Raw genomic sequence first — 22426 nt, 5'->3', positions numbered from 1 at the left:
GGTACATGGAAGGCAAGCTCAACATCGATGACCTGATCACGCACCGCTTGCCGCTGGAGCGCATCAATGAAGGCTTCGACCTGATGAAGAGCGGCGAGTCGATCCGTTCCGTCGTGCTGTACTGATCTGGCAATACGCCGTATCCCGGCGTTTTTGCGGAGGCCTCCGGCCTCCGTTTTTTTTGCCCGCCAGTTCCCGTTTATTCCGCCGATCCGTCATTTCATCCCCGTTCCTGGCACTTCGTCGCACGCTGCTGGCGCTGCGGGCGGGCCGGCGCTATAGTCAAATCTCGCCGTACCACGGCGAGTTTTACGGGGGGACTCCGCCCCCCTTTTTTTTTGCCTGGTGTTTTCCATTCATCGTCCCAAGCCGCCGTCCAGGCGGTTTTTTTTGCAGCCTGTCGCATGGCGCTGGCCGCGCGCGCGGTGCCTGGCTACAGTGAATGCTCCAACAATACTGATAACGAGGCCGTCATGTCCACTTCCCACCGTTTGATCCTCAGCCTGGCCGGCATGCTGGTCGGCGCCAGTGCGCTGGCCGTACAGCCGCCGGAACCTCCCGCCCCGCCGGCGCCGCCCGCGTCGCAGAGCAGGCAGGTCAGTTTTTCCGGCAGCGGCGGCAGCTATGCGCTCGTCGATGGCAGCCGGGACAGCGTCACCACCACGGGCAGCGACATCGACGGCCAGCAGATTTCGCACTTGAAGCAATCGATCAAGGGGCAATTCCTGTGGTTCCGCGACCAGGGCAAGAATTATGTGACGCAGGATCCGGCCCTGCTGGCCCGGGTCAGCGCGGCCTGGAAACCAACGCAGCAGCTCGGCGAACAGATGGGCAGCCTGGGCAAGCAGATGGGCGCGCATGGCAGGGCGATGGGCGAACTGGGCAGCAAGATGGCTGCCCATGGCCAGGCGCAGGTCGGCACGCGCGAGGCGGAACAGCTGCGCGCGCTGGGCCAGCAGCAGGGAGAACTGGGCCGCAAGCTGGGCGACGCATCGCGCCGCCAGGCACAGGCCGGCACGGAAGCGGGGCGCCGCGCGGCCGGGCGCGAGGTGGAGCGCCTGCAGCAGCAGATGGAAGACGGACAGGACGCCATGGAAGAAATTAACGACCGCATCGCTGCCGCACAAGAGCGTGAAGCGGACAAGGCCGACGCGCTGTCGCGCCAGATGGATGCGCGCGGCAAGCCGATGGACGCGCTGGGCAAGCAGATGAGCGAGCTGGGCCGCAAGCAGGAGCAGGCATCGAGGGCGGCCGACAAGGCCACGCGCCAGGCGATCTCCCAGGCGCTGAGCGAAGGCAAGGCGCGGCAGGTGCGCTGAGAACCTATCGCGGTAGATGAATATGCTCCCTGCTGGGATAGACTTTCAGCTGCCGCGTCAGCCCGGGTGCCAGGCGGCGGCCACGGCGCGGTATTGCGCCGGCAGCTGCTGCCTGGCCTCGCCCATGCTGGCGTAAGGCTCGTCCTGCACGCTGTCCCACTGCGTGTCGCAGCTGAAGCGGTAGATGTTCGTTTCGCCCGCGTACTGGCACAGGGCCAGGCCGTGGATGGCGATGGTGGCGCTGCCATCGTCGGCGGCGACCTGGCCGAAGGGCAAGTCGGACCAGGCCCAGGCCAGTACGCGGGCGCCGTCGATGTGGCTGGGAGGTGTCATCAGGGGCGATTCTGTCAGGGTGGCGGGAACGCTGATTGTAGCGCCTGCACAGGGAAAACGCCGCGACCGCTGGACAAATGCACAGTATTTTTGGCCATGCCGGTATAATCACGGCATGCAAAATCTTCTTCACAACCTCAATCCCGAACAACTGGCCGCCGTCACCCTGCCGGCGCAGAATGCGCTGATCCTGGCGGGCGCCGGCTCGGGCAAGACCCGCGTGCTGACCACCCGCATCGCGTGGCTGATCCAGACCCAGCAGGTATCGCCACCCGGCATCCTGGCCGTGACCTTTACCAACAAGGCCGCCAAGGAAATGCTCACGCGCCTGTCGGCCATGCTGCCGATCAACACGCGCGGCATGTGGATCGGCACCTTCCACGGCCTGTGCAACCGCTTGCTGCGCACGCACTACCGCGACGCCGCCTTGCCGCAGACGTTCCAGATCCTCGATTCGCAGGATCAGTTGTCGGTGATCAAGCGCCTGTTGAAGGCAAACAATATCGATGATGAAAAATTCCCGCCGAAGACGGTGATGTATTTCATCAACAACGCCAAGGACCAGGGCTTGCGCGCCACGGACGTGGAAGCGTACGACGCGCACGAGCGCAAGATGGTCGAGCTGTACCAGCTGTACGATGACCAGTGCCAGCGCGAAGGCGTCGTTGATTTTGCGGAATTGCTGTTGCGTACGTATGAATTGCTGAGCCGCAACCAGCCGCTGCGCGAACACTACCAGGCCCGCTTCCGCCATATCCTCGTCGACGAGTTCCAGGATACGAATAACCTGCAATACAACTGGCTCAAATTGCTGGCCGGCCACGGCAGCCGCGACGGCGGCGCCCTGTTTGCCGTCGGCGACGACGACCAGAGCATCTATGCCTTCCGTGGCGCCAACGTGGGCAACATGAGCGCCTTCGAGCACGAGTTCCAGGTGAAGAACTTGATCAAGCTGGAGCAGAACTACCGCTCGCACGGCCACATCCTCGACAGCGCCAACGTGCTGATCGCAAACAACAGCAAGCGCCTGGGCAAGAATCTGCGCACGGACGCGGGCCATGGCGAGCAGGTGCGCGTCTACGAAGCCAGCTCCGACCTGCAGGAAGCGCAATGGATCATCGAAGAGGCGAAAAGCCTGATCGCCGATGGCGCCTCGCGCAGCGAAATCGCAATTCTGTACCGCTCGAACGCGCAGTCGCGCGTGATCGAACACGCGCTGTTCTCGGCCGCGATTCCCTACCACGTGTATGGCGGCCAGCGCTACTTCCAGCGCGCCGAGGTCAAGCACGCGATTGCCTATTTGCAGCTGATGGACAATCCGCACAACGATTCGGCCTTCCTGCGCGTGGTGAACTTTCCCACGCGCGGCATCGGCATGCGCTCGATCGAGCAATTGCAGGCCGCGTCGGAACAGTATGGCATTTCGCTGTATGCCTCCGTGCCGTACGTGGCGGGCAAGGCGGGCAGCGTGCTGGCCGGCTTCGTCAAGCTGATCGAGGGCGTGCGCTTTGAAACGCAGCAATTGTCGCTGCCGGAAATGGTGCGCGTGGTGCTGGAAGCGAGTACCTTGCTGCAACACTATCAAAATGAAAAGGAAGGCGCCGACCGCATCGAGAACTTGGAGCAGATGGTCAGCGCGGCCAGCCAGTTCATTTCCGAGGAAGGCTTCGGCCAGGGCGCCCCCGCGCATCTGGGCCCAAGCGCCCAGGCGCAGTCCGGCGCACCCGTGGTGAACCAGGATGGCATCGAGATCCTGGATGCGGACGCGCCGCTGCCGGCCGTGATGTCGCCGCTCTCCGCGTTTTTGTCGCACGCGTCGCTGGAAGCGGGCGACAACCAGGCGCAGGCGGGTCAGGATGCGCTGCAGATGATGACGGTGCATTCGGCCAAGGGCCTGGAATTCGACAACGTCTTTATTACCGGCCTGGAAGAGGGCCTGTTCCCGCACGAAAGCAGCTCGAAGGAAGACAACGGCGTGGAAGAGGAACGCCGCCTGATGTATGTGGCCATCACGCGCGCGCGCAAGCGGCTGTACATGAGCTTTTCGCAGACGCGCATGCTGCACGGCCAGACGCGCTACAACATGAAGTCGCGTTTCTTCGATGAATTACCGGAAGAATCCTTGAAATGGCTGTCGCCGAAGGTGCAGGCCAACTGGTTCGGCAACCGCAAGTCGGCCTGGGACGAAGCGCCCAAAGTGGCCAGCCTGGGTTCGGACAATGCGATTGCGCAAAAGATCGCGCAGAAGGCCACGGGCGGCGGCTGGCGCATCGGCGAATCCGTGGCCCACGCCAAGTTCGGCGAAGGCGTGATCGTCAATATCGAAGGCGGCGGCGGCAATGCGCGCGCGCAGATCAACTTCGGCCAGCACGGCATGAAGGTGCTCGATCTGGGCATCGCCAAGCTGGAACGGTTGGGCCGCTAAGTTGGCTTGAATGCCGTGGGTCAGGCCCGCCTGGGGGAATGCCTTCCAATGGAAGGCATTCCAATCCGTCAGGACTGCCCCCGGTTTTTTGCTGGTGGGATTACGGCTTGTCCAGCGACACGGTCTTGCTGGCATCGACGGGCACGCCGAAGATCTGGCGGTAGGCGGCGTAGAACGAGCAATGCATGATGATGGTGAGTATCATCGACAGCGGCATCATCAGCTGCATCATCAGCGGGCTGCGGCCAAAGATGATGGCCAGTAACTGGCTGCTGACGACGCTGATGGCGAACCAGGTGGCGGCGAAGACGATGAAGGCCGACAGCGAACGCCAGACGGCGAAAAAGCTGAAGAACAGCGACTTGCCCAGGCTTACTTTTTGCCAGTAGATCAGCGGCGCGGCGAAGCAGAAGGCCATGGCGGCCGGCACGTACAGGGCGATGGCCGTCAGGATGGCCATGCCGATGTTGGAATTGAGGATGGCTTCCTTGGCCGCTTCCTGGTCCAGCTGGCCCGTGACCATTTGCCACAGCACGCCGCCATCGACGAGGGTCGAGGCACCGATGGCCACGATGGCCATCAGGATGTACAGCACGCCCAGGCCGAACAGGACGGGGAAGGCCGGTTTGCGGAAGCCGGAAAGCAACAGGCTGGGCAGGACTCGCTTGCCCTGGTCGATGTTCAGGCAGCCTTGCACGAAGGCGACGGAAAAGACGGGCACGAGGATGACGGGCAGCAACTGGCCCAGCAGGGGAACGATGCTGACGGCCAGCATGCAGAACATATAGCCGAGAAACAGCATCGACATGCCGCCAGGTTGCTTGCGAAACAGGCCGAAGCCCTGTTTCACCCAAAGCCAGCCTGTACTTGCAGGTAATTTTTCCATGTTTAAAACAGTTCCGGTGCGGGTGTGGCAATCCGTTCGCGCAAAATGCGTTCGAAATGCGTGGGGTCATGCGGCGTCAGCATTTCCGCTGCGCGCGGCTGGTAGTAATCGTACAGGCGCGACAGCCAGAAGCGCAGGGCGGCGGCGCGCAGCATCGGCTGCCATGCCGTGTGTTCCTCGGCCGTGAACGGACGCACGGCGTGGTAGGCGTCGAGCAGGGCGCGCACGCGCGCCGTGTCGAGCACGCCCGTGTCCAGGTCCACGCACCAGTCGTTGACGGTGACGGCCACGTCGAACAGCCAGGTGTCGCAGCCGGCAAAATAAAAGTCGAAAAAGCCCGTCAGCCGCTCGCCGTCGAACATGACGTTGTTGCGGAACAGGTCGGCATGCACGGGACCGCGCGGGATGGCTTTGTACGTGGCGCAGGCGGCAAAGGCGTCCTGGAAATGGATTTCCGCGCGCAACAGGTGGGCGCGCGCGTCGTCCAGGTGCGGCAAGACCAGCGGCGTGGTGCTGTTCCACCAGTCCAGGCCCCGCAAATTCGGCTGCTGCAGGGGGAAGTCCTGCGCCGCCAGGTGCATCTTCGCCAGCATGGCGCCGACGGCCGCGCAATGCACGGCTTGCGGCGCCATCTGCGAGCTACCGTCGAGTTTGCTAACGATGGCGGCCGGCTTGCCTTGCAGGGCCGTCACCAGTTCGCCGTCCGCATTGGCGATCGGGGCGGGCACCAGCACGCCGCGGTCCGCCAGGTGGCGCATCAGTTGCAGATAAAACGGCAATTGCTCGAAGCTCAGGTTTTCAAAGATCGTCAGCACATACTCGCCGCGCTCCGTGCTCAGGAAGAAATTGCTGTTTTCGATGCCGGAAGCGATCCCTTTGAGCGCCAGAGGCTTGCCGACGGGGAATTGCGTGATCCACTGGCCGATATCGTCCAGGTGTAGCGCGGTAAAAACTGCCATGGGGAAAAAAGAATGAGGTCAAAAAAGGGGTAAAAGCCGACCGCCCCGCGTGTGGCGGGGCAGGGCGGAGGCGAGTCGCTGCTTATTTTGCAGGCACGGGCGGGGCCGGTGCGTCTGCGGCCTCTTCATCGCGTTGTTTCTGTTTTTTCTTACCCAGGTCAAATTCCAGCACTTTCCATTGCGGACCGCGCAAGGCGCCGCCATTCGCCTGGTCGGCGCCGGCGGCCGGCTTCATGTAATACGTGCTGCCGCCCGTGGTGACTTTCACTTCGCTGGTCACGCCGGCTTCGCGTTTTTCGGTAATCTGTTGTTTTGTTGCTGCTGGCGCAACGGTAATGGGGGCTTCGCCCATTTCCTCGATACGTTCCAGCTGCGGTGGCGCGTCGCTGGGCTTGGCTGGCGTCTGGGCGCTGACAATGGCTGAGCATGCCAGCAAGGGCAGGGCGAGAAATTTCCAGAGTGTCGATGTACGCATCATGATGGGGTTCGCTTCCATGTGTGGACTGCAGCGCGTGCAGTAGGGTCATGCCGTCAATTTATCTATAGGGCATTGTAACAAACTGGTAAGCAATGCTGTTTGAATGCGCTGATTAAAAGCGCGGAAACAGGGCCTGGCCGCCCGCCGGGCGGCCAGGCGGGGCGGCTGGCCCGGCGGGAACCGTGAAAAACACGCGCCGCGTGCCCGGTGGCGCGGCCCTAAACTCTGCGATAATTGGGCGATATTCCACCCGCCCGCCGCTGTTTCTCCCAGGCAGGCGCGGTTCACCTTATTTTATTGGCATTATGCAAAACACCCTGCTGTTAGTCGACGGTTCCAGTTACCTTTATCGCGCCTTCCATGCGCTGCCCGACCTGCGCAGCCCGGACGGTTATCCCACGGGCGCCATGCATGGCATGGTCAACATGCTGCGCCGCCTGCGCGCCGATTACCCGGCCGCCTACATCGCCTGCGTCTTTGATGCCAAGGGAAAAACTTTCCGCGATGATATGTATCCGGAGTACAAGGCCACGCGCGCCTCGATGCCCGACGACCTGCGCCTGCAAATCGAACCCATCCATGAAGCCGTGCGCGCCATGGGCTGGCCCATCCTGATGGTCGACGGCGTGGAAGCGGACGACGTGATCGGTACCCTGGCCGTGCAGGCAGCCGCCGCCGGCATGAACGTGGTCGTGTCCACGGGCGACAAGGACCTGGCGCAGCTGGTCAACAGCCAGGTGACCCTGATCAATACCATGAGCAATGAAAAGCTCGACGAAGCGGCCGTGCTGGCCAAGTTCGGCGTGCCGCCGAACCGCATCATCGATTATCTGTCGCTGATCGGCGATACCGTGGACAACGTGCCGGGCGTGTCGAAATGCGGTCCGAAGACGGCCGTCAAATGGCTGACGCAGTATGACAGCCTGGAAGGCATCATGGAAAACGCGGCCAGCGTGGGCGGCGCCGTGGGCGAAAACCTGCGCACGGCCCTGCCGTGGCTGCCGCAGGCGCGCGCCTTGATCACCGTCAAGACCGACTGCGATCTGTCGGAACACATGGGCAGCATCGCCGATTCGCTGGCGGCGAAACAGGAAGACAAGGAAGCACTGCTGGCCTTCTTCCAGCGCTACGGCTTCAAGGCCCTGCTGCGCGAACTGGGCGCCGCGCCGCCGCCGATGTCGCCGGTCGGGGCACCCGCCGCCGGTGCTGCCACTGCCCATACCACGGGCGACATGTTCGCCGATGCGACGCCAGCGCCTGCCGCCGACTATGAAACCGTGCTGACGGACGCGCAGCTGGACAGATGGATCGCCCTGATCGACGCGGCGCCTTTGACGGCCGTCGACACGGAAACCACGTCGCTGGAACCGATGACGGCGCAAATGGTGGGCATTTCCCTGTCGGTCGCCGAACACAGCGCCTGCTACATCCCGCTGGCCCACGACTACGCGGGCGCGCCGGAACAGCTGTCGCGCGAACACGTGCTGGCGAAGCTGCGCCCGTGGCTGGAAGATGAAAGCAAGCCCAAGCTGGGGCAGAACCTGAAATACGACAGCCATATCTTCGCCAACCACGGCGTGACCCTGCGCGGCATCGCCCACGATACCCTGCTCGAATCGTATGTGTTCGAGTCGCACAAGAAGCACGACATGGACAGCCTGGCCCTGCGCCACCTGAACTACACGACGATTCCGTTCGAGGAGGTGTGCGGCAAGGGCGCCAAGCAGATCACCTTCAACCAGGTGGAAGTGGAGCAGGCGGCCAAGTATGCGGCCGAGGATGCGGACGTCACCTTGCGCTTGCACAATGCCATGTGGGGCAACGTGGCCAATGATGAAAAACTCACCTTCATCTATGAAAAGATCGAGATGCCGACGGCCGTGGTCTTGCAAAAGATCGAGCGCAACGGCGTGCTGATCGACGATGCCTTGCTCAACATCCAGTCGGCCGAACTGGCCGTAAAGATCCTGGAACTGGAAACGAAGGCCTATGAACTGGCCGAGCAGCCGTTCAACCTGGGTTCGCCCAAGCAGATCGGCGAAATCTTCTTTGAAAAGCTGAAACTGCCGGTGGTCAAGAAGACGCCGACGGGCGCGCCTTCGACGGATGAAGAGGTGCTGCAAAAGCTGGCGGAGGATTATCCGCTGCCGAAAGTGCTGCTGGAATACCGCGGCATGGCCAAGCTGAAGTCCACCTACACGGACAAGTTGCCGAAGATGATCAACGTCACCACGGGCCGCGTGCACACGAACTATGCGCAAGCCGTGGCCGTCACGGGCCGCCTGGCGTCGAACGATCCGAACTTGCAGAATATTCCCATCCGCAGCGCGGAAGGGCGCCGCATCCGCGAGGCGTTCATTGCGCCGCCGGGCAGCCACATCGTCTCGGCCGACTATTCGCAGATCGAATTGCGCATCATGGCGCATATCTCGGGCGACGAAGCCATGCTGCGCGCGTTTGCCGACGGCATCGACATTCACCGCGCCACGGCCGCTGAAATTTTCGGCGTGCCGGCCGCGGAAGTGCAGAGCGAACAGCGCCGCTACGCCAAAGTCATCAACTTCGGTTTGATCTACGGCATGAGCGCGTTTGGCCTGGCCGGTAATCTGGGCGTGGACCGCACGGCCGCGCAAAGCTATATCGACCGCTACTTCGCCCGTTTCTCCGGCGTGAAACAGTATATGGAAGACACGCGCCAGCAAGCCAAGGCGCGCGGCTACGTGGAAACCGTGTTCGGCCGCCGCCTGTGGCTGCCGGAAATCAATTCGCCGAACGGCCCGCGCCGCCAGGGCGCGGAACGGGCGGCGATCAATGCGCCCATGCAGGGCACGGCCGCCGACCTGATCAAGCTGGCCATGATCGCCGTGCAGGGCTGGCTGGAAACGGACGGCTTGCAGACGAAGATGATCATGCAGGTGCACGATGAACTGGTGCTGGAAGTGCCGGACGCCGAACTGGAACTGGTCAAGCGCAAGCTGCCGGAACTGATGGCCGGCGTGGCCGCGCTGAAAGTGCCGCTGACGGCGGAAGTGGGTGTCGGCAGGAACTGGGACGAAGCGCATTGATGCTGCGTCGGCTTACGCGGGGCATGCCCCGCTAAGCCGACCTACATGTTTACTTGAGCAATGACCGTAGGTCGGCTTAGCGCAGCGTAAGCCGACATTTCCAAACGCAATACCTTCAGGAGAAACGCATGAGCGACATGATCACCGATTGTGAAAGTTTGCTGGGCCAGAGCAGCGTATCCGGGCCCGATGGCCGGCGTGGTTTCCTGAAGGTGGCGCTGGGGGCGGGCTTTGCCGTGGCCGTGCTGCCGGTGGCGGCGCAAAACGTCATCAAGACGGATACGGCCGGGTTATTGACGGGCACCATGACGGTGATGGTCGATGGCCAGGCCGTGCCCGTGTATGCGGCGCAGCCGGAAGGCAAGACGGGCTTGCCCGTGGTGCTGGTGATCTCCGAAATTTTTGGCGTGCACGAACATATCGCCGACATGGCGCGCCGTTTCGCCAAGCAGGGTTATCTGGCGCTGGCGCCCGACCTGTTCGTGCGCCAGGGCGATCCGACCAAGGTCGCCAGCATTCCGGAACTGATGAAAGGCATCATCGCCAAGACGCCGGATGCGCAGGTGATGGCGGACCTCGACGCCGTCGTGGCATGGGCGAAACAGAATGGCGGCGATACGAGCCGCCTGGGCATCACGGGTTTTTGCTGGGGCGGGCGCATCACGTGGCTGTACGCGGCGCACAACCCGGCCGTCAAGGCGGGCGTGGCCTGGTATGGCCGTCTGGTGGGCGATACCAATCCCTTGCAGCCAAGTAATCCAATTGATATCGCCGCGACCCTGAAAGTGCCCGTGCTGGGCTTGTATGGCGGCAAGGATACGGGCATCACGCAGGAATCGATCGCGAAAATGAAGGATGCGCTGGCCAAGGGCGGCAACAAGTCGGAATTCGTCGTGTACCCCGATGCGGGCCACGCGTTCAATGCCGATTACCGTCCCAGCTATGTGGCGGCCGATGCCAAAGACGGCTATGCGCGCTGCCTGGCCTGGTTCAAGCAGCACGGCGTGGCGTGAGCGCTCAAGCGCCCATCCCGGTAGGGAGCGTTTTCTGCTTGCAGCGCATCAGGGGCGCGGACAAGGCGTGAGAAGGCCGCATGGTGAGCCATGCAACGACGATCAGCGCAGTCCCCGCTTCCGAGGGGGCCAGCAGGGGGCGTATTCATCTGCCGGGATAGGCTGCAAGTCTCTTCAGCACTATTTTTTCCATAAATTGCCGCGAAAGGCGCACCGGGCTGTAAAATGCCCGGTTCGCGTCAATGCAGTACAATTGCATCTTCACCGCGCCACGCCGCCGCCAGGCGCGCACAAGATTGAATAATAAGCAACACCATGCAGATCAAGCCAGACGCCAGCATAGCGGGCGCCCGTAGGCCGGCGCCATTTTGAGGTAAGAAAATCATCGATCCCGTCCTTATATCCATTCTGCTCGCGACCACGATCGCGGGCGTGTTCAGCATTACCGCGGCGGCGATCTTTTCGTTTGCATTCCTGTCCAAGGTGGTCGAGCGCATGGTCAGCTTGTCCGTCGGCATCATGCTGTCGACGTCATTGCTGCACGCCTTGCCCGAAGCGTTCGAGTCGCAAGCCGACCCGCGCAGCCTGTTTGCGACCCTGCTGGCCGGCTTGCTGGCGTTCTTCATGCTGGAAAAATTCGCCATCCTGCGCCATTCGCACCACCACGAAGGCGATGGCCACCACCATGCGCACGGCCACGACAAGCACGAGGCGGGCAAGGCCGGCTGGATGATTTTGGTGGGCGACGGCATGCACAATTTCACGGACGGCATCCTGATCGCCGCCGCCTTCCTGGCCGACCCGAAACTGGGCCTGGTCACGGGCCTGGCCATCATCGCGCATGAAATCCCGCAGGAAATCGGCGACTTCATCGTGCTGCTCAATGCCGGCTTCTCGCGTCTGCGCGCCTACATCTTCAACCTGCTGTGCAGCCTGATGGCGGTGGCGGGCGGCCTGCTCGGCTATTTCACCCTGGACCGCGCCAGCAACCTGATTCCTTACGTGCTGGTGTTCGCCTCGTCCGGCTTCATCTATATCGCCTTGAGCGACCTGATGCCGCAGATGCAGCGCCGCTCCACCTTGCGCGAAACCATCCCGCAGGTGCTTTTGATCGCGCTGGGCGTGTGCATCGTGCTGTTCCTGACGCACAAGCGCCACGGCGGTTGATGCACGGCGCTGCCGCCGCAGTATCTCCTATGCTATATTGTCTTTCTGACTAACTTGAACAGAAAGGAGGAAAATATAATGGAAGAAAACTTGTTGCTCGTCTTGTGGCGCGCACGCTCTTTAAGCGCATTTGCCCGCTCTTGCCCACGTTCTATCGCGCTGCGATAACCTGGCCAGAGCAAAGTTACCCTCCTATACGAGTCCTTTCCTGGTACTCCGTTGTCGTTAGCGCTCCTGTTAACGCGGATGCTTGCATCCCGAACAAAGACAAGAGCCATGACTACCCTGATCACTGCACAAGCTTTACAACTCGATACCCACGACGGTTTCCTGTTCAATGAACTCGCCTTTACCCTGCGCCAGGGCGACCGCATCGGCCTGATCGGCCACAATGGCTGCGGCAAATCCACCTTGCTGGGCCTGCTCGGCGGCACGCGGGCAGCGAGCGCCGGCACCATCCATGTCGCCCGCGCCTGCCGCTTGCAGCACGTGGAGCAGCACTTGCCGCCGGCACTTGCCAGCCTGAGCCTGTACGACGCCTTGCTGGCGCCCGTGCTGGAACAGCCCGAACTGCATTGGCGGGTCGACAGCCTGCTGGCCGAACTGGGCTTCGACCTGGAGACCGCGCAAGTGCCCGTGCATGCGCTGTCCGGCGGCCAGCACACGCGATTGCTGCTGGGACGCGCCCTGCTACAGGAACCGAACGTGCTGCTGCTGGACGAACCGAGCAACCACCTGGACTTGCCGTCGCTGCTGTGGCTGGAGCAGTTCCTGCTGGGCTGGCGCGGCGCCTTCATCCTCGTCTCGCACGACCAGCGCCTGCTCGACAACGTGGCCACGCGCAGCTGGATCCTGCGCGATGGCAGGCTGTACGACTTCGACCTGCCGTGCGGCCCCGCGCTGCTGGCGCTGGCCGAAGCCGATGAAGCGGCGGCCGCCCGCCATGCGGCCGAGCAAAAGGAAATCGACCGCCTGGCCGCCAGCAGCGCCCGCCTTGCCCTGTGGGGCCGCACCTATGACAACGAAGACCTGGCGCGCAAGGCCAAGACCATGCAGCGGCGCATCGAGAAATTGAAAGATGCGCAAGCGTTCGTCAGCGATGGCGAGCCGTGGAGTTTGAGTCTGCGTGGCAAGGTGCTGACGGCCGACCAGCTGCTGGCGCTGGACGAACTCGATGTGCGCGCCGTGTCGGCCTCTCCCGTGCTGTTCCAGGTCGGCCAGTTGTGGCTGAAACCGGGCGACCGGGTCGCCTTGCTGGGTGCCAACGGCAGCGGCAAGTCGTCCTTGCTGCGCCTGTGTTGGCAAGCCATCCAGGCGCAGGAAGAGCGAGCCGACTTGCGTTATCACAAGGCGGCAAACATCGGCTATTACGACCAGTCGCTCAAGCAACTGGCCGATACGGCCGATCTGTCCGACGCCCTGTACCCGTTTGCCGCGCAGAACGAGACTGCCCGCAGCCAGGTGGCACGCAGGCAGGCACTGATCGCGGCCGGTTTCCCGTATGCGCGCCATGGCCAGACGGTGGGAACCTTGAGCGGCGGCGAGCGGGCGCGCCTGCTGTTCCTGGGCCTGTCCCTGGCCAGCTATCACTTGCTGCTGCTCGATGAGCCGAGCAATCACCTGGACATGCAGGGCAAGACGGAATTGGGGCTGGCCTTGCGCGGCTTTGCAGGAGGCTGTTTGCTGGTGTCGCACGACCGCGATCTGATCGAGACGGCCTGCAACCGTTTTTGGGTGGTGGCCGACGGTGTGTTGCAGGAGTGGCCGGATGCGGGCAGCGCGTATGCAAGGCTGAGTGTGGCAGATGGGCAGGTGGCCATGGCTGCCGGGCGCGCGGCGCCCCAGGCGCTGGCGCCAGCGCACAGTGATGTGGATCAACAGCTCGAACGCTTGTGCGAACTGGAGCAATTGCTGGCGCAAGACCTGGCGAGAAAACCGCGGCACCAGAAGCGGGCCAGCCAGCAGATGTGGCAGGCGGAGCTGGCGCGCTTGCATCAGGCCCTGGGGATAAGTTGACAGTTATCCACTCGTAATGCCGGGGTCAGGCCCGAGGGGGGAATGCATCACAACGGGATGCATTCCGATTCCCAAGGAACTGACCCCAGGTCTTTGCTATTGTGAATTCCCCGTCGCCACGGGACGTGCCGGGTCGGCGCACCACTCGCTCCACGAACCGGGATACAGGGCCGCGCCCGGCAAGCCGGCCACTTCCATCGCCAGCAGGTTGTGGCAGGCGGTCACGCCGGAACCGCATTGCAGGATGGTCGCTTCCGGCCTGCTGATCAGCCCGGCGAATTCCTTTTCCAGTTCCTCAGCGCTCTTGAAGCGTCCGTCAAGTTGCAGGTTATCCTTGAAGAAACGGTTTTTCGCGCCGGGGATGTGGCCGCCGACGGGGTCGATGGTTTCATTTTCGCCCCGATAACGGTCGGGGGCGCGCGCGTCGAGCACTTGCAGTTCCTGGGTGGAAAGGTTTGCCACCACGTCCTGCACGGTGACCGTGCGCGTCAGGCTGGCTTGTTCCGTGAGGTTGCCGGCAGGGCGGGGCGCGACGGGCGTGACCAGGGGCAAGCCTTGCGCTTGCCAGGCGGCCACGCCGCCGTCGAGCACGGCGACGGCGCCGTGGCCGACCCAGCGCAGCAGCCACCACAGGCGGGCGGCGAACATGCCGCCCTGGCCGTCATAGGCCACGACTTGCGTGTCGTCATTGATGCCCCAGCCGCGCAAGGTGGCCAGCAGGGTATTGCGGTCCGGCAGCGGATGGCGGCCCGTAAAGTCCGCGCCGCGCGCCGTTTTCGGGCCGGACAGGGCCGTGTCGATATCGGCAAACTGCGCGTTCTGGATATGTCCGGCGGCGAAGGCGTCGCTGCCGGCCGCGGGATTGAGCAAGTCGTGGCGGCAATCGAGGATGACCCAGCCGCTGTCATTCAGGTGGCTGGCCAGCTCGTCGCTGTTGATCAAGGTGGTATACAAGGTCATGGCTCCTTACACTTCGCTGGCAATGGGATCCGTGCGCGCGATGGCGGCGCCACGGGCCGTGTTGCGGGTATTGTAATAGGTTGCCGCGATGCCGGAAGCGAGAATGATGCCGATGCCGGCCCAGCCGTGCCAGTCGAACAGGTCGCCGAAGATCACCACGCCCCAGAAGCTGGAAAAGACGATGCCCGTGTATTGCAAATTCGCGACGACGAGGGTCTTGCCCAGGCGGTAGGCGCGCGTCATGGCCATCTGCGCCATGGTGGCGCACAGGCCGATGGCGGCCAGCAAGCCGATGCCGTAGCCGCTCGTGTGCGCATGCCAGACGACGGGGCCGCCGCCGGCGCTGGCCACGTGGCCGATCACGCCGGCGAGGAAGTTGACGATGGAAAAATAAAACACGACCCGGTATTCGGGTTCGCCCAGCAAGCCCAGCTTGCGCACCTGCAAGTAGGCGAGGGCGGAGAGCATGCCGGAAATCAATGCCGTGATGGCGCCGCCCACCTGGTCCGTCTCGAACACGGGTTGCAGCAGCAGGGTCACGCCGACAAAGCTCATGGCGATGGCCGCCACCAGGGGCCACTCGACCTGCTTCATGCCTTTCCACCAGCCGCCGGCCAGCAAAATCACGGCGATCCAGATGGGTGCCATGTAATTGAGCGTCATGGCCGTGGCCAGCGGCAGGATGGCGATGGCGTAAAACCACAGCCACAGGGCGATCACGCCCACCACGCCGCGCCACAGATGCTGGCCCGGCATCGTGGTTTTGAAACTGCCGCCCTGGTACAGGATCGTGCAAGTCATGACGGTCATGCCGATGATGCCGCGGTACATGACGATTTCGGATGTCGAATACATATCCGACGCCAGCTTGACGCACACGCCCATGATGGCGAACATGAAACTTGCAAACAGCATCCACAATGACTGCATTTTTTACCTGACTTACGAGATGGCTTGAATAAAAAAGGGCCGCGTCATGCGGCCCTTCTGCTAATTACAGTTCGATATTGTTGCGGTACCACTCGTGGAAATGCTGCATGCCGTCTTCCATGGGCGACTGGTAAGGGCCCACTTCGCTGACGCCGCGCGCCATCAGGGCCTTGCGGCCCGCATCCATGCGCAGGGCGATTTCGTCATCCTCGACGCAGGTTTCCATGTAGGCGGCCCGTTCGGCCTCGACGAAATCGCGCTCGAACAGCACGATTTCTTCCGGATAATAGAACTCCACCACGTTGCGCGTCTTCTGGGGACCATCGGGCCACAGGGTCGAGACGACCAGCACGTGCGGATACCATTCCACCATGATGTTCGGATACAGGGTCAGCCAGATGGCGCCGTAGGGCGGGGGTTCGCCGCCGCGGAATTGCAGCACCTGCTCCTGCCACTTTTTATACGCAGGCGTGCCGGCCTGCTGCAGCCCGCGGTGCACGCCCACCGTCTGCACGCTGTAGTCGCTGCCGAATTCCCAGCGCAGGTCGTCGCAGCTGACAAAGCTGCCCAGGCCCGGATGGAACGGTTCGACGTGATAATCCTCGAGGTAGACTTCGATGAAGGTTTTCCAGTTGTAGTCGCACTCGTGGATTTCCACGTGGTCGAACATATAGCCGGAAAAGTCGAGCTCCTTCGAGACGGACAAACTTTTCAGTTTTTCCATCACGTTGTAGCCGTTTTGCTCGAACAGCAAGCCATTCCAGCTTTGCAGCGGCGTTTTCGACAGGTTCAGGCACGGCGTCTCGGGAAAATGCGGCGCGCCGATCAATTCACCCTTGAGGTCGTAAGTCCAGCGGTGCAGCGGGCAGACGATATGATTCGCATTGCCGCGGCCATTGAACATCAGCGCCTGCCGGTGACGGCACACGTTGGACAATACTTCGATGCCATTGGCATTGCGCACGAGCATGCGCCCTTCGTTCTCAGACGCCAGGGTCGCAAAATCGCCGGTTTCCGGCACCATCAGCTCATGCCCGACATAGCGCGGACCGGCCTGGAACAATTGCTGCATTTCACGCTGCAGCAGCGTTTCGTCAAAATAGACGTGGACCGGAAGTTGCGCGTTTGAACGCGCCAGCTTGGCGTGAGTAGCCAGATCGGACATCCCAACCCCCCATAAATGTACAACGGTCAGCAGTGCCCCAGGCCATTCCCTGGGCAACCGCTACAGAGAGAAAGAATCCGCAAAGACCTGAATTCAAATTTGTTGAAACGGTATTTCGGACAGAACCGGCGATTATAGCGCGGATCGGCCTCGGCATTGCCAAAACCCCCAGCAATTCGGCGACTTTAATGAGAAGCGTTGTCATTTACCGTGCAATTTCCGGCAGATGGGGACGATTGGGCTAAAATCCACTGACAAGCTGGCAACGCTATGGACTTTGAGCGCGCCGATTGCGCTTTAGTTTTCACTTAATAGTGTGGTTTGTTCTAAAATAACGCTTCTATGCTGCCCGGGAGTCCCCGGCGTCTCCCACCAAGCCCCTCGTGCCACGAAGAGATCTGAGTCTATGTCGAAGAAATTAACTGCCGCTGCCGCAGCGCCGGCCTCGTTTGAAGAGGCCATGGCGGAACTGGCGCAGCTGGTAACGCAAATGGAAGCGGGGCAATTGCCGCTGGAAGCCTCGGTCGCGGCGTATCAGCGCGGCTCGGAGCTGGTCAAGTATTGCGCCACCCAGCTCGATACTGTCGAAGCGCAGGTGAAAGTGCTGGAAGGCGATATGCTCAAACCGTTCACGGATGCGGGCGAGGCCGCCCAATGATGGCCAGCGTGCAAGTTTCACAGGAGGGCGTGACTTTCGGCGACTGGATGCAAGCCACCCAGTCCGGCGTGGAGCGCCAGCTCGACCAGTTCCTGCCTGCGGCGGACGTGGTGCCGCACAAGCTGCACGCGGCCATGCGCTATGCGCTGCTGGGCGGCGGCAAGCGCGTGCGCCCGCTGCTGGTGATGGCGGCCGGCGAATTGTTCGATGCCGATGCAGCGACCCTGGCGCGCGCTGCGTGCGCGCTGGAAATGATTCACGTGTATTCGCTCGTGCATGACGACATGCCGTGCATGGATGACGATGCCTTGCGCCGTGGCAAGCCCACCGTGCACATCGCCTACGATGAAGCGACAGCCCTGCTGGTGGGCGACGCGCTGCAATCGCAGGCCTTCATGCTGCTGGCCGACGGCGCGGAAATACCGCCGGCGCGGCAGATGGCCATGGTGCGCTTGCTGGCGCACGCCTCCGGCTCAGCCGGCATGTGCGGCGGCCAGGCGATCGACCTCGACAGCGTCGGCCTGGCCTTGACCTTGCCGCAGCTGGAGCAGATGCATCAACTGAAAACGGGCGCCTTGCTGCGCGCGGCCGTGATTCTCGGCGCGCTGGCGGGCAAGGACCTGGCGGCGGACGAGATGACGGCGCTGAACGCCTATGCGCGCGCCGTCGGACTGGCGTTCCAGGTGGTCGACGACGTGCTTGACGCGACGGCCGACTCGGCTACCCTGGGCAAGACGGCAGGCAAGGATGCGGCGGCCAACAAGCCGACCTACGTATCGATACTGGGGCTGGAGCCATCGAAAGCCCTGGCAGAACAATTGCGGTGCGACGCCCATGCGGCGCTGGCGCCATTCGGGGACAAGGCACGCCGCCTGCGCGAGCTGGCGGACCTGGTCGTGCAGCGGAAGGCATAAATGAAACTGTTAGAAACCATCAATGAACCAGCGCAAGTGCGCAAGCTGGCCCGCTCGCAGCTGGTGCCGCTGGCGCAGGAGCTGCGCAGCTTCCTGCTCGACTCCGTTTCCAAGACGGGCGGCCACCTGTCGTCCAACCTGGGCACGGTCGAGCTGACCGTCGCGCTGCACTACGTGTTCAACACGCCGCACGACCGCATCGTCTGGGACGTGGGCCACCAGACCTATTCGCACAAGATCCTCACGGGCCGCCGCGAGCGCATGCATACCCTGCGCCAGAAGGACGGCATTTCCGGCTTCCCGAAACGCGACGAGAGCGAGTACGACACCTTCGGCACGGCGCACTCGTCGACGTCGATCTCGGCCGCGCTGGGCATGGCGCAGGCGGCCAAGATCAAGGGCGACCCGCTGCACGCGATCGCCGTGATCGGCGACGGTTCGATGACGGCCGGCATGGCTTTCGAGGCGATGAACAATGCGGGCGTGCAGGAAGACGTCAACCTGCTGGTGATCCTGAACGACAATGACATGTCGATCTCGCCGCCCGTGGGCGCGCTGAACCGCCACCTGGCGCGCCTGATGTCGGGCCAGTTCTATGCGGCGGCAAAAAATGTCGGCAAGTCCGTCCTGCCCGGCCCCGTGCTGGAACTGGCGAAGCGCTTTGAAGAGCACGCCAAGGGCATGGTCGTGCCCGCCACCATGTTCGAGGAATTCGGCTTTAATTACATCGGCCCCATCGACGGCCACGACCTCGATTCGCTGATCCCGACCCTGCAAAACATCAAGCAGCTGAAGGGCCCGCAATTCCTCCACGTGGTGACAAAAAAGGGCCAGGGCTACAAGCTGGCCGAGGCGGAACCGATCCTGTACCACGGCACGGGCAAGTTCAACCCGCTTGAGGGCATCAAGCCGGCCACGGCGCCGGCCAAGATGACGTACACGGAAGTGTTCGGCAACTGGCTGTGCGACATGGCCGCGCACGACAAGCGCCTGGTGGGCATCACGCCGGCCATGCGCGAAGGCTCGGGCATGGTCAAGTTCGAGCAGCAATATCCGGCCCGCTACTTCGACGTCGGCATTGCCGAACAGCATTCCGTCACGTTTGGCGCCGGCCTGGCCTGCGAAGGCTTGAAGCCCGTCGTGGCCATCTATTCCACCTTCCTGCAGCGCGCCTACGATCAATTGATCCACGACGTGGCGCTGCAAAACCTGGACGTGACGTTCGCGCTGGACCGCGCCGGCCTGGTGGGCGCCGATGGCGCCACGCACGCGGGCAACTACGACATGGCGTTTTTGCGCTGCATCCCGAACATGGTCATCATGGCTGCCTCGGACGAAAACGAATGCCGGCAGATGCTCACCACGGGCTACCACTATCCGGGCCCGGCGGCCATCCGCTATCCGCGCGGCGCCGGTGCCGGTGCGGCCATCGTGCCGGAACTGACCAGCATTGAAATCGGCAAGGGCGAGATCAAGCGCCAGGGCAAGCGCATCGCCATCCTGGCCTTCGGCTCGATGGTGGCGCCGAGCGTGGCCGCCGGCACGCAGCTGGACGCGACGGTGGCCAACATGCGCTTCGTCAAGCCGCTCGATGTGGCGCTGGTCAGGCAGCTGGCCGCCGACCATGACTTCCTGGTGACGGTGGAAGAGGGCTGCATCATGGGCGGCGCCGGGTCGGCCGTGGCCGAAGCGCTGGCCGCCGAGGGTATCGTCAAGCCCATCCTGATGCTGGGCTTGCCGGACACGTTCATCGACCATGGCGACCCCGTGCTGCTGCTGAAAGGCGTGGGCCTGGACGCCGCAGGCATCGCCGCCTCGATCGAACAGCGTTTTCCGGCCGCCGGACCGCGCCTGGCGATGGTCAGTTAATTTGATCCACGCATGGAAAAGCGACACCGCGGTGTCGCTTTTTTTTCGTCCGCGCCGCATTTACATTGCACTGCAACATTTTTTGCCCGGGAATGCTACGATGACGCTTTGATACCCCTTTCAAAGTCCACCTTGCATTTCAGGAAAATCCACCGCCGCACGCGCGCCCTGGCCGGCCGATGGCTGACGGGCATGCACGCCTATACCGACAAGCTGGTGCAGCGCCGGCCCCTGTGGATGGTCAGCCTGGCCATCGACGAAACCAACCTGTCCGAAGGCTTGCGGGCCGCCTGCGCGTCCAGCGCCATGTTGCTGCTGGGCTTGCTGTTCGACCATCCCGATTTTTCCTGGGCCGCCATCGGCGCCTTCTGGACCTGCCTGGCCGACGCGGCTGGCACGCGGCGCATGCGTTTTGTGTCGATGGTGGGCTTCGGCTTGCTGTCCACCGTCGTCGGTGGCCTGGCCGCGCTGGCGGCCGGCCATGGCCTGGCGACGGCGGCCATCGCCGTGCTGGTGTTTTCCTGGGCCGGCGCGCTGGCGCGCATCTGGGGCGCGGCCACGGCGCAAGTGGCCATCCTGGCGGCCACGGCCTGCGTCGTCATGGTCACGCATCCGCTGGAATCGATGACGCAAAGCGCGCCCTTCCTGGGCCTGTACATGTTTGGCTGCCTGTTTGCCACGCTGCTCAGTTTTACCGTGTGGCGCATCCACCCGTTCGGCCCCAGCCGGCGCGCCATCCGCGCCGCGTATTCGCGCCTGGCCAGTATCGCGCGCGACAATGCGCGTTTCCTGCAGGGCGATCCGGCGCAGCCGGCCGGCGGCGCGCATGGCGCCAGCTACCGCTCTCAGGCGCGCGCCGCGCTGGAAGCGTCCCGCGTGGCGCTGGCCGCCGTGCCGCCGGCGCGCGCGGGCCGCAGCGCCCTGTACGACAATCTGCTGCTGGCGCTCAGCGATGCCGAACGCATCTTCGCCTACCTGATCGCCGTCACGCATACCTGCGAGCGCGAACAGCAGCGCCTGCGCCAGGACCCGCGCGCGCGGCGCAGCCTGGAAGTGATGGCCGTGCTGCTGCGCCGCCTGGGGCAAGCCGTGCAGCGCCAGCCGGAAACGCCGCCTTTGGCCCTGCAGCGGCGCCTGGCCGCTTGCGGACGGCGCCTGGAAGCGGCGCTGGGCGCCTTGCTGCCCCTGCGCCTGAACGTGGAATTCATGGAACTGGGGATGCCGCGTGCGGCCCGGCTGCCATGGCGCGAGGCGGCGTTCCTGGCGCTGGGCCAGGCGTGGCAAACCTTGAAAGTCAACGCCACGCCGCAGTCGCTGAGCTGGCGCCATGCGGCGCGCGTGTCGCTGGCGACGACCACCGGCTTCCTGCTGGTCGAGGCGCTGCACATTCCGTTCGGCTACTGGGCCACCATGGCCACCTTGCTGATCCTGCAGCCGTCCGTGTCGACCACCTGGCCGCGCGGCATCGAACGGGTCGCGGGCAGCGTGCTGGGCGCCGTGCTGGCCGTGCTGATCGGCCTCGTCATCCACACGCCGCTGGGCATTTCGCTGGTGGTGTTTCCCCTGATCGTCGCCACCATGGCCTTGCGCCGCGTCAGCTACAGCCTGCACGTGCTGTTCATGACGCCCGCCTTCGTGCTGGTGGCCGACTATGCGGCGCCGGCCAGCGAGATGGTGTACGCCATGAGCCGGCTGGGCAACAATGTACTGGGCTGCCTGCTGGCCTTGCTGGCCACGTTTTTCCTGTGGCCGGACCGCGAGGCGGACGACCTGGACCAGCGCCTGGCGAAGGCCGTCTCGGCCAACCTGAAATACCTGCTGGCCGTGCTGGCGGCGGGCGGGCGCTGGGACAGCGCGATCGCGCACCTGCGCCGCGAGGCGGGGCTGGCCAGCAACAACGCGGAGCAAGTCTTGCAGCGCCTGCGTATCGAGCGCCGCCTGGACCGCAGCGCCGGCGTGGGCCTGGCGGCCATGCGCACCCTGCCGCTGCTGCGCCGCGTGGCGGGCAGCACGGCGCGCATCAGCCTCAGTCCCCAGGCCGAGCCGGCCACGCCGGAACTGCAGCAGTGGATCGCCGCCGTCAGCGCGGAGATCGACGCGCTGCTGCGCGGCGCGGCGGACGTGCCTGCGCCCGGCCCTTGCGCCAGTGCCGGCTTGACGGCGCTGCAGGCCGACGCCGTGGCGCAGGTGCAATTGCTGCGCGCCTTGCTGCGCGACCATCTGCAGGCGCAAGCGCAGCCGGGCGGCGTGGTGCCAGCCGCCTGAATGG

17 protein-coding genes and 1 pseudogene are annotated in these 22426 nt (G+C 63.6%); 11 read left to right on the top strand and 7 right to left on the bottom strand.

The annotated features are described in order from the left end of the window. A pseudogene (locus tag ACZ92H_RS26270) lies at positions 1 to 125 on the top strand (S-(hydroxymethyl)glutathione dehydrogenase); the annotation flags it as partial. Between the two features lie 348 nt (positions 126 to 473). Next, on the top strand, positions 474 to 1319 hold the full coding sequence (locus ACZ92H_RS26265; RefSeq protein WP_465051555.1) for a hypothetical protein: 846 nt from the start codon (positions 474 to 476) through the stop codon (positions 1317 to 1319). A 57-nt stretch (positions 1320 to 1376) separates the two neighbouring features. Here ACZ92H_RS26265 and ACZ92H_RS26260 read toward each other — a convergent pair whose 3' ends face one another. Then, positions 1377 to 1652 carry a hypothetical protein gene (locus ACZ92H_RS26260; RefSeq protein WP_465051554.1) on the bottom strand — a complete coding sequence of 92 codons (276 nt, stop codon included), beginning with the start codon at positions 1650 to 1652 and terminating at the stop codon, positions 1377 to 1379. Positions 1653 to 1767: 115 nt separating this feature from the next. On the opposite strand from ACZ92H_RS26260, the gene ACZ92H_RS26255 reads away from it, so the two are divergent. After that, a complete protein-coding gene (locus tag ACZ92H_RS26255; RefSeq protein ID WP_131376459.1) occupies positions 1768 to 4077 on the top strand; it encodes a UvrD-helicase domain-containing protein in 2310 nt (769 codons plus the stop codon). A 100-nt stretch (positions 4078 to 4177) separates the two neighbouring features. On the opposite strand, the gene ACZ92H_RS26250 is transcribed toward ACZ92H_RS26255, so the two are convergent. The 3 genes from ACZ92H_RS26250 to ACZ92H_RS26240 all read right to left on the bottom strand — a co-directional run bounded on the left by ACZ92H_RS26250 (position 4178) and on the right by ACZ92H_RS26240 (position 6418). Continuing rightward, a complete protein-coding gene (locus ACZ92H_RS26250) occupies positions 4178 to 4963 on the bottom strand; it encodes a BPSS1780 family membrane protein (RefSeq protein WP_465051552.1) in 786 nt (261 codons plus the stop codon). Positions 4964 to 4965: 2 nt separating this feature from the next. Further along, complete coding sequence (locus ACZ92H_RS26245) at positions 4966 to 5922, bottom strand: homoserine kinase (protein ID WP_465051550.1); 957 nt, start codon at positions 5920 to 5922, stop codon at positions 4966 to 4968. Positions 5923 to 6004: 82 nt separating this feature from the next. Further along, positions 6005 to 6418 carry a hypothetical protein gene (locus ACZ92H_RS26240; protein WP_465051548.1) on the bottom strand — a complete coding sequence of 138 codons (414 nt, stop codon included), beginning with the start codon at positions 6416 to 6418 and terminating at the stop codon, positions 6005 to 6007. A gap of 287 nt (positions 6419 to 6705) precedes the next feature. Here ACZ92H_RS26240 and polA point away from each other — a divergent pair, with 287 nt between their 5' ends. From polA to ACZ92H_RS26220, 4 genes are all read left to right on the top strand, one after another. Further along, positions 6706 to 9465 carry a DNA polymerase I gene (gene polA, locus ACZ92H_RS26235; protein ID WP_465051546.1) on the top strand — a complete coding sequence of 920 codons (2760 nt, stop codon included), beginning with the start codon at positions 6706 to 6708 and terminating at the stop codon, positions 9463 to 9465. A gap of 128 nt (positions 9466 to 9593) precedes the next feature. Beyond that, entirely contained in the window at positions 9594 to 10478 is an 885-nt protein-coding gene (locus ACZ92H_RS26230; RefSeq protein ID WP_465051544.1) for a dienelactone hydrolase family protein, read from the top strand. A gap of 408 nt (positions 10479 to 10886) precedes the next feature. After that, a complete protein-coding gene (locus tag ACZ92H_RS26225) occupies positions 10887 to 11645 on the top strand; it encodes a ZIP family metal transporter (RefSeq protein WP_092803150.1) in 759 nt (252 codons plus the stop codon). Positions 11646 to 11921: 276 nt separating this feature from the next. Further along, positions 11922 to 13661, top strand: a complete 1740-nt coding sequence (locus ACZ92H_RS26220; protein WP_465051542.1) for an ABC-F family ATP-binding cassette domain-containing protein — start codon at positions 11922 to 11924, stop codon at positions 13659 to 13661. A gap of 96 nt (positions 13662 to 13757) precedes the next feature. On the opposite strand, the gene ACZ92H_RS26215 is transcribed toward ACZ92H_RS26220, so the two are convergent. The 3 genes from ACZ92H_RS26215 to ACZ92H_RS26205 form a co-directional block, all read right to left on the bottom strand. Continuing rightward, the gene (locus tag ACZ92H_RS26215; protein ID WP_465051565.1) at positions 13758 to 14615 is read right to left on the bottom strand and encodes a sulfurtransferase; all 858 of its coding nucleotides are present in this window, start codon (positions 14613 to 14615) and stop codon (positions 13758 to 13760) included. A 12-nt stretch (positions 14616 to 14627) separates the two neighbouring features. Further along, positions 14628 to 15551: a DMT family transporter gene (locus ACZ92H_RS26210; RefSeq protein ID WP_131376430.1), complete on the bottom strand. Its 924-nt coding sequence runs from the start codon at positions 15549 to 15551 to the stop codon at positions 14628 to 14630. Between the two features lie 64 nt (positions 15552 to 15615). Continuing rightward, positions 15616 to 16716: an aromatic ring-hydroxylating oxygenase subunit alpha gene (locus ACZ92H_RS26205; RefSeq protein WP_465051538.1), complete on the bottom strand. Its 1101-nt coding sequence runs from the start codon at positions 16714 to 16716 to the stop codon at positions 15616 to 15618. Positions 16717 to 17122: 406 nt separating this feature from the next. On the opposite strand from ACZ92H_RS26205, the gene ACZ92H_RS26200 reads away from it, so the two are divergent. From ACZ92H_RS26200 to ACZ92H_RS26185, 4 genes are all read left to right on the top strand, one after another. Then, positions 17123 to 17374 carry an exodeoxyribonuclease VII small subunit gene (locus ACZ92H_RS26200; protein ID WP_465051537.1) on the top strand — a complete coding sequence of 84 codons (252 nt, stop codon included), beginning with the start codon at positions 17123 to 17125 and terminating at the stop codon, positions 17372 to 17374. A 47-nt stretch (positions 17375 to 17421) separates the two neighbouring features. Next, complete coding sequence (locus tag ACZ92H_RS26195; RefSeq protein WP_465051564.1) at positions 17422 to 18288, top strand: polyprenyl synthetase family protein; 867 nt, start codon at positions 17422 to 17424, stop codon at positions 18286 to 18288. After that, on the top strand, positions 18289 to 20157 hold the full coding sequence (gene dxs, locus ACZ92H_RS26190; RefSeq protein WP_131376418.1) for a 1-deoxy-D-xylulose-5-phosphate synthase: 1869 nt from the start codon (positions 18289 to 18291) through the stop codon (positions 20155 to 20157). Between the two features lie 192 nt (positions 20158 to 20349). Next, entirely contained in the window at positions 20350 to 22422 is a 2073-nt protein-coding gene (locus tag ACZ92H_RS26185) for an FUSC family protein (RefSeq protein WP_465052382.1), read from the top strand. Positions 22423 to 22426 lie beyond the last annotated feature (4 nt).

This window comes from Janthinobacterium foliorum, assembly GCF_978021625.1.
The sequence above is the reverse complement of the archived record's forward strand: the minus strand, read 5'-3'. Positions and strand labels throughout refer to the sequence as shown.

Bases quoted from the DNA above. Each gene is read 5' to 3' on its own strand.
- ACZ92H_RS26240 (WP_465051548.1), bottom strand. From the start codon at position 6,418: ATGGAAGCGAACCCCATCATGATGCGTACATCGACACTCTGGAAATTT.
- ACZ92H_RS26195 (WP_465051564.1), top strand. From the start codon at position 17,422: ATGCAAGCCACCCAGTCCGGCGTGGAGCGCCAGCTCGACCAGTTCCTG.
- ACZ92H_RS26250 (WP_465051552.1), bottom strand. From the start codon at position 4,963: ATGGAAAAATTACCTGCAAGTACAGGCTGGCTTTGGGTGAAACAGGGC.
- ACZ92H_RS26255 (WP_131376459.1), top strand. From the start codon at position 1,768: ATGCAAAATCTTCTTCACAACCTCAATCCCGAACAACTGGCCGCCGTC.
- ACZ92H_RS26260 (WP_465051554.1), bottom strand. From the start codon at position 1,652: ATGACACCTCCCAGCCACATCGACGGCGCCCGCGTACTGGCCTGGGCC.
- ACZ92H_RS26245 (WP_465051550.1), bottom strand. From the start codon at position 5,922: ATGGCAGTTTTTACCGCGCTACACCTGGACGATATCGGCCAGTGGATC.
- ACZ92H_RS26230 (WP_465051544.1), top strand. From the start codon at position 9,594: ATGAGCGACATGATCACCGATTGTGAAAGTTTGCTGGGCCAGAGCAGC.
- ACZ92H_RS26265 (WP_465051555.1), top strand. From the start codon at position 474: ATGTCCACTTCCCACCGTTTGATCCTCAGCCTGGCCGGCATGCTGGTC.
- ACZ92H_RS26200 (WP_465051537.1), top strand. From the start codon at position 17,123: ATGTCGAAGAAATTAACTGCCGCTGCCGCAGCGCCGGCCTCGTTTGAA.
- ACZ92H_RS26220 (WP_465051542.1), top strand. From the start codon at position 11,922: ATGACTACCCTGATCACTGCACAAGCTTTACAACTCGATACCCACGAC.
- dxs (WP_131376418.1), top strand. From the start codon at position 18,289: ATGAAACTGTTAGAAACCATCAATGAACCAGCGCAAGTGCGCAAGCTG.
- polA (WP_465051546.1), top strand. From the start codon at position 6,706: ATGCAAAACACCCTGCTGTTAGTCGACGGTTCCAGTTACCTTTATCGC.
- ACZ92H_RS26185 (WP_465052382.1), top strand. From the start codon at position 20,350: ATGCACGCCTATACCGACAAGCTGGTGCAGCGCCGGCCCCTGTGGATG.
- ACZ92H_RS26205 (WP_465051538.1), bottom strand. From the start codon at position 16,716: ATGTCCGATCTGGCTACTCACGCCAAGCTGGCGCGTTCAAACGCGCAA.
- ACZ92H_RS26210 (WP_131376430.1), bottom strand. From the start codon at position 15,551: ATGCAGTCATTGTGGATGCTGTTTGCAAGTTTCATGTTCGCCATCATG.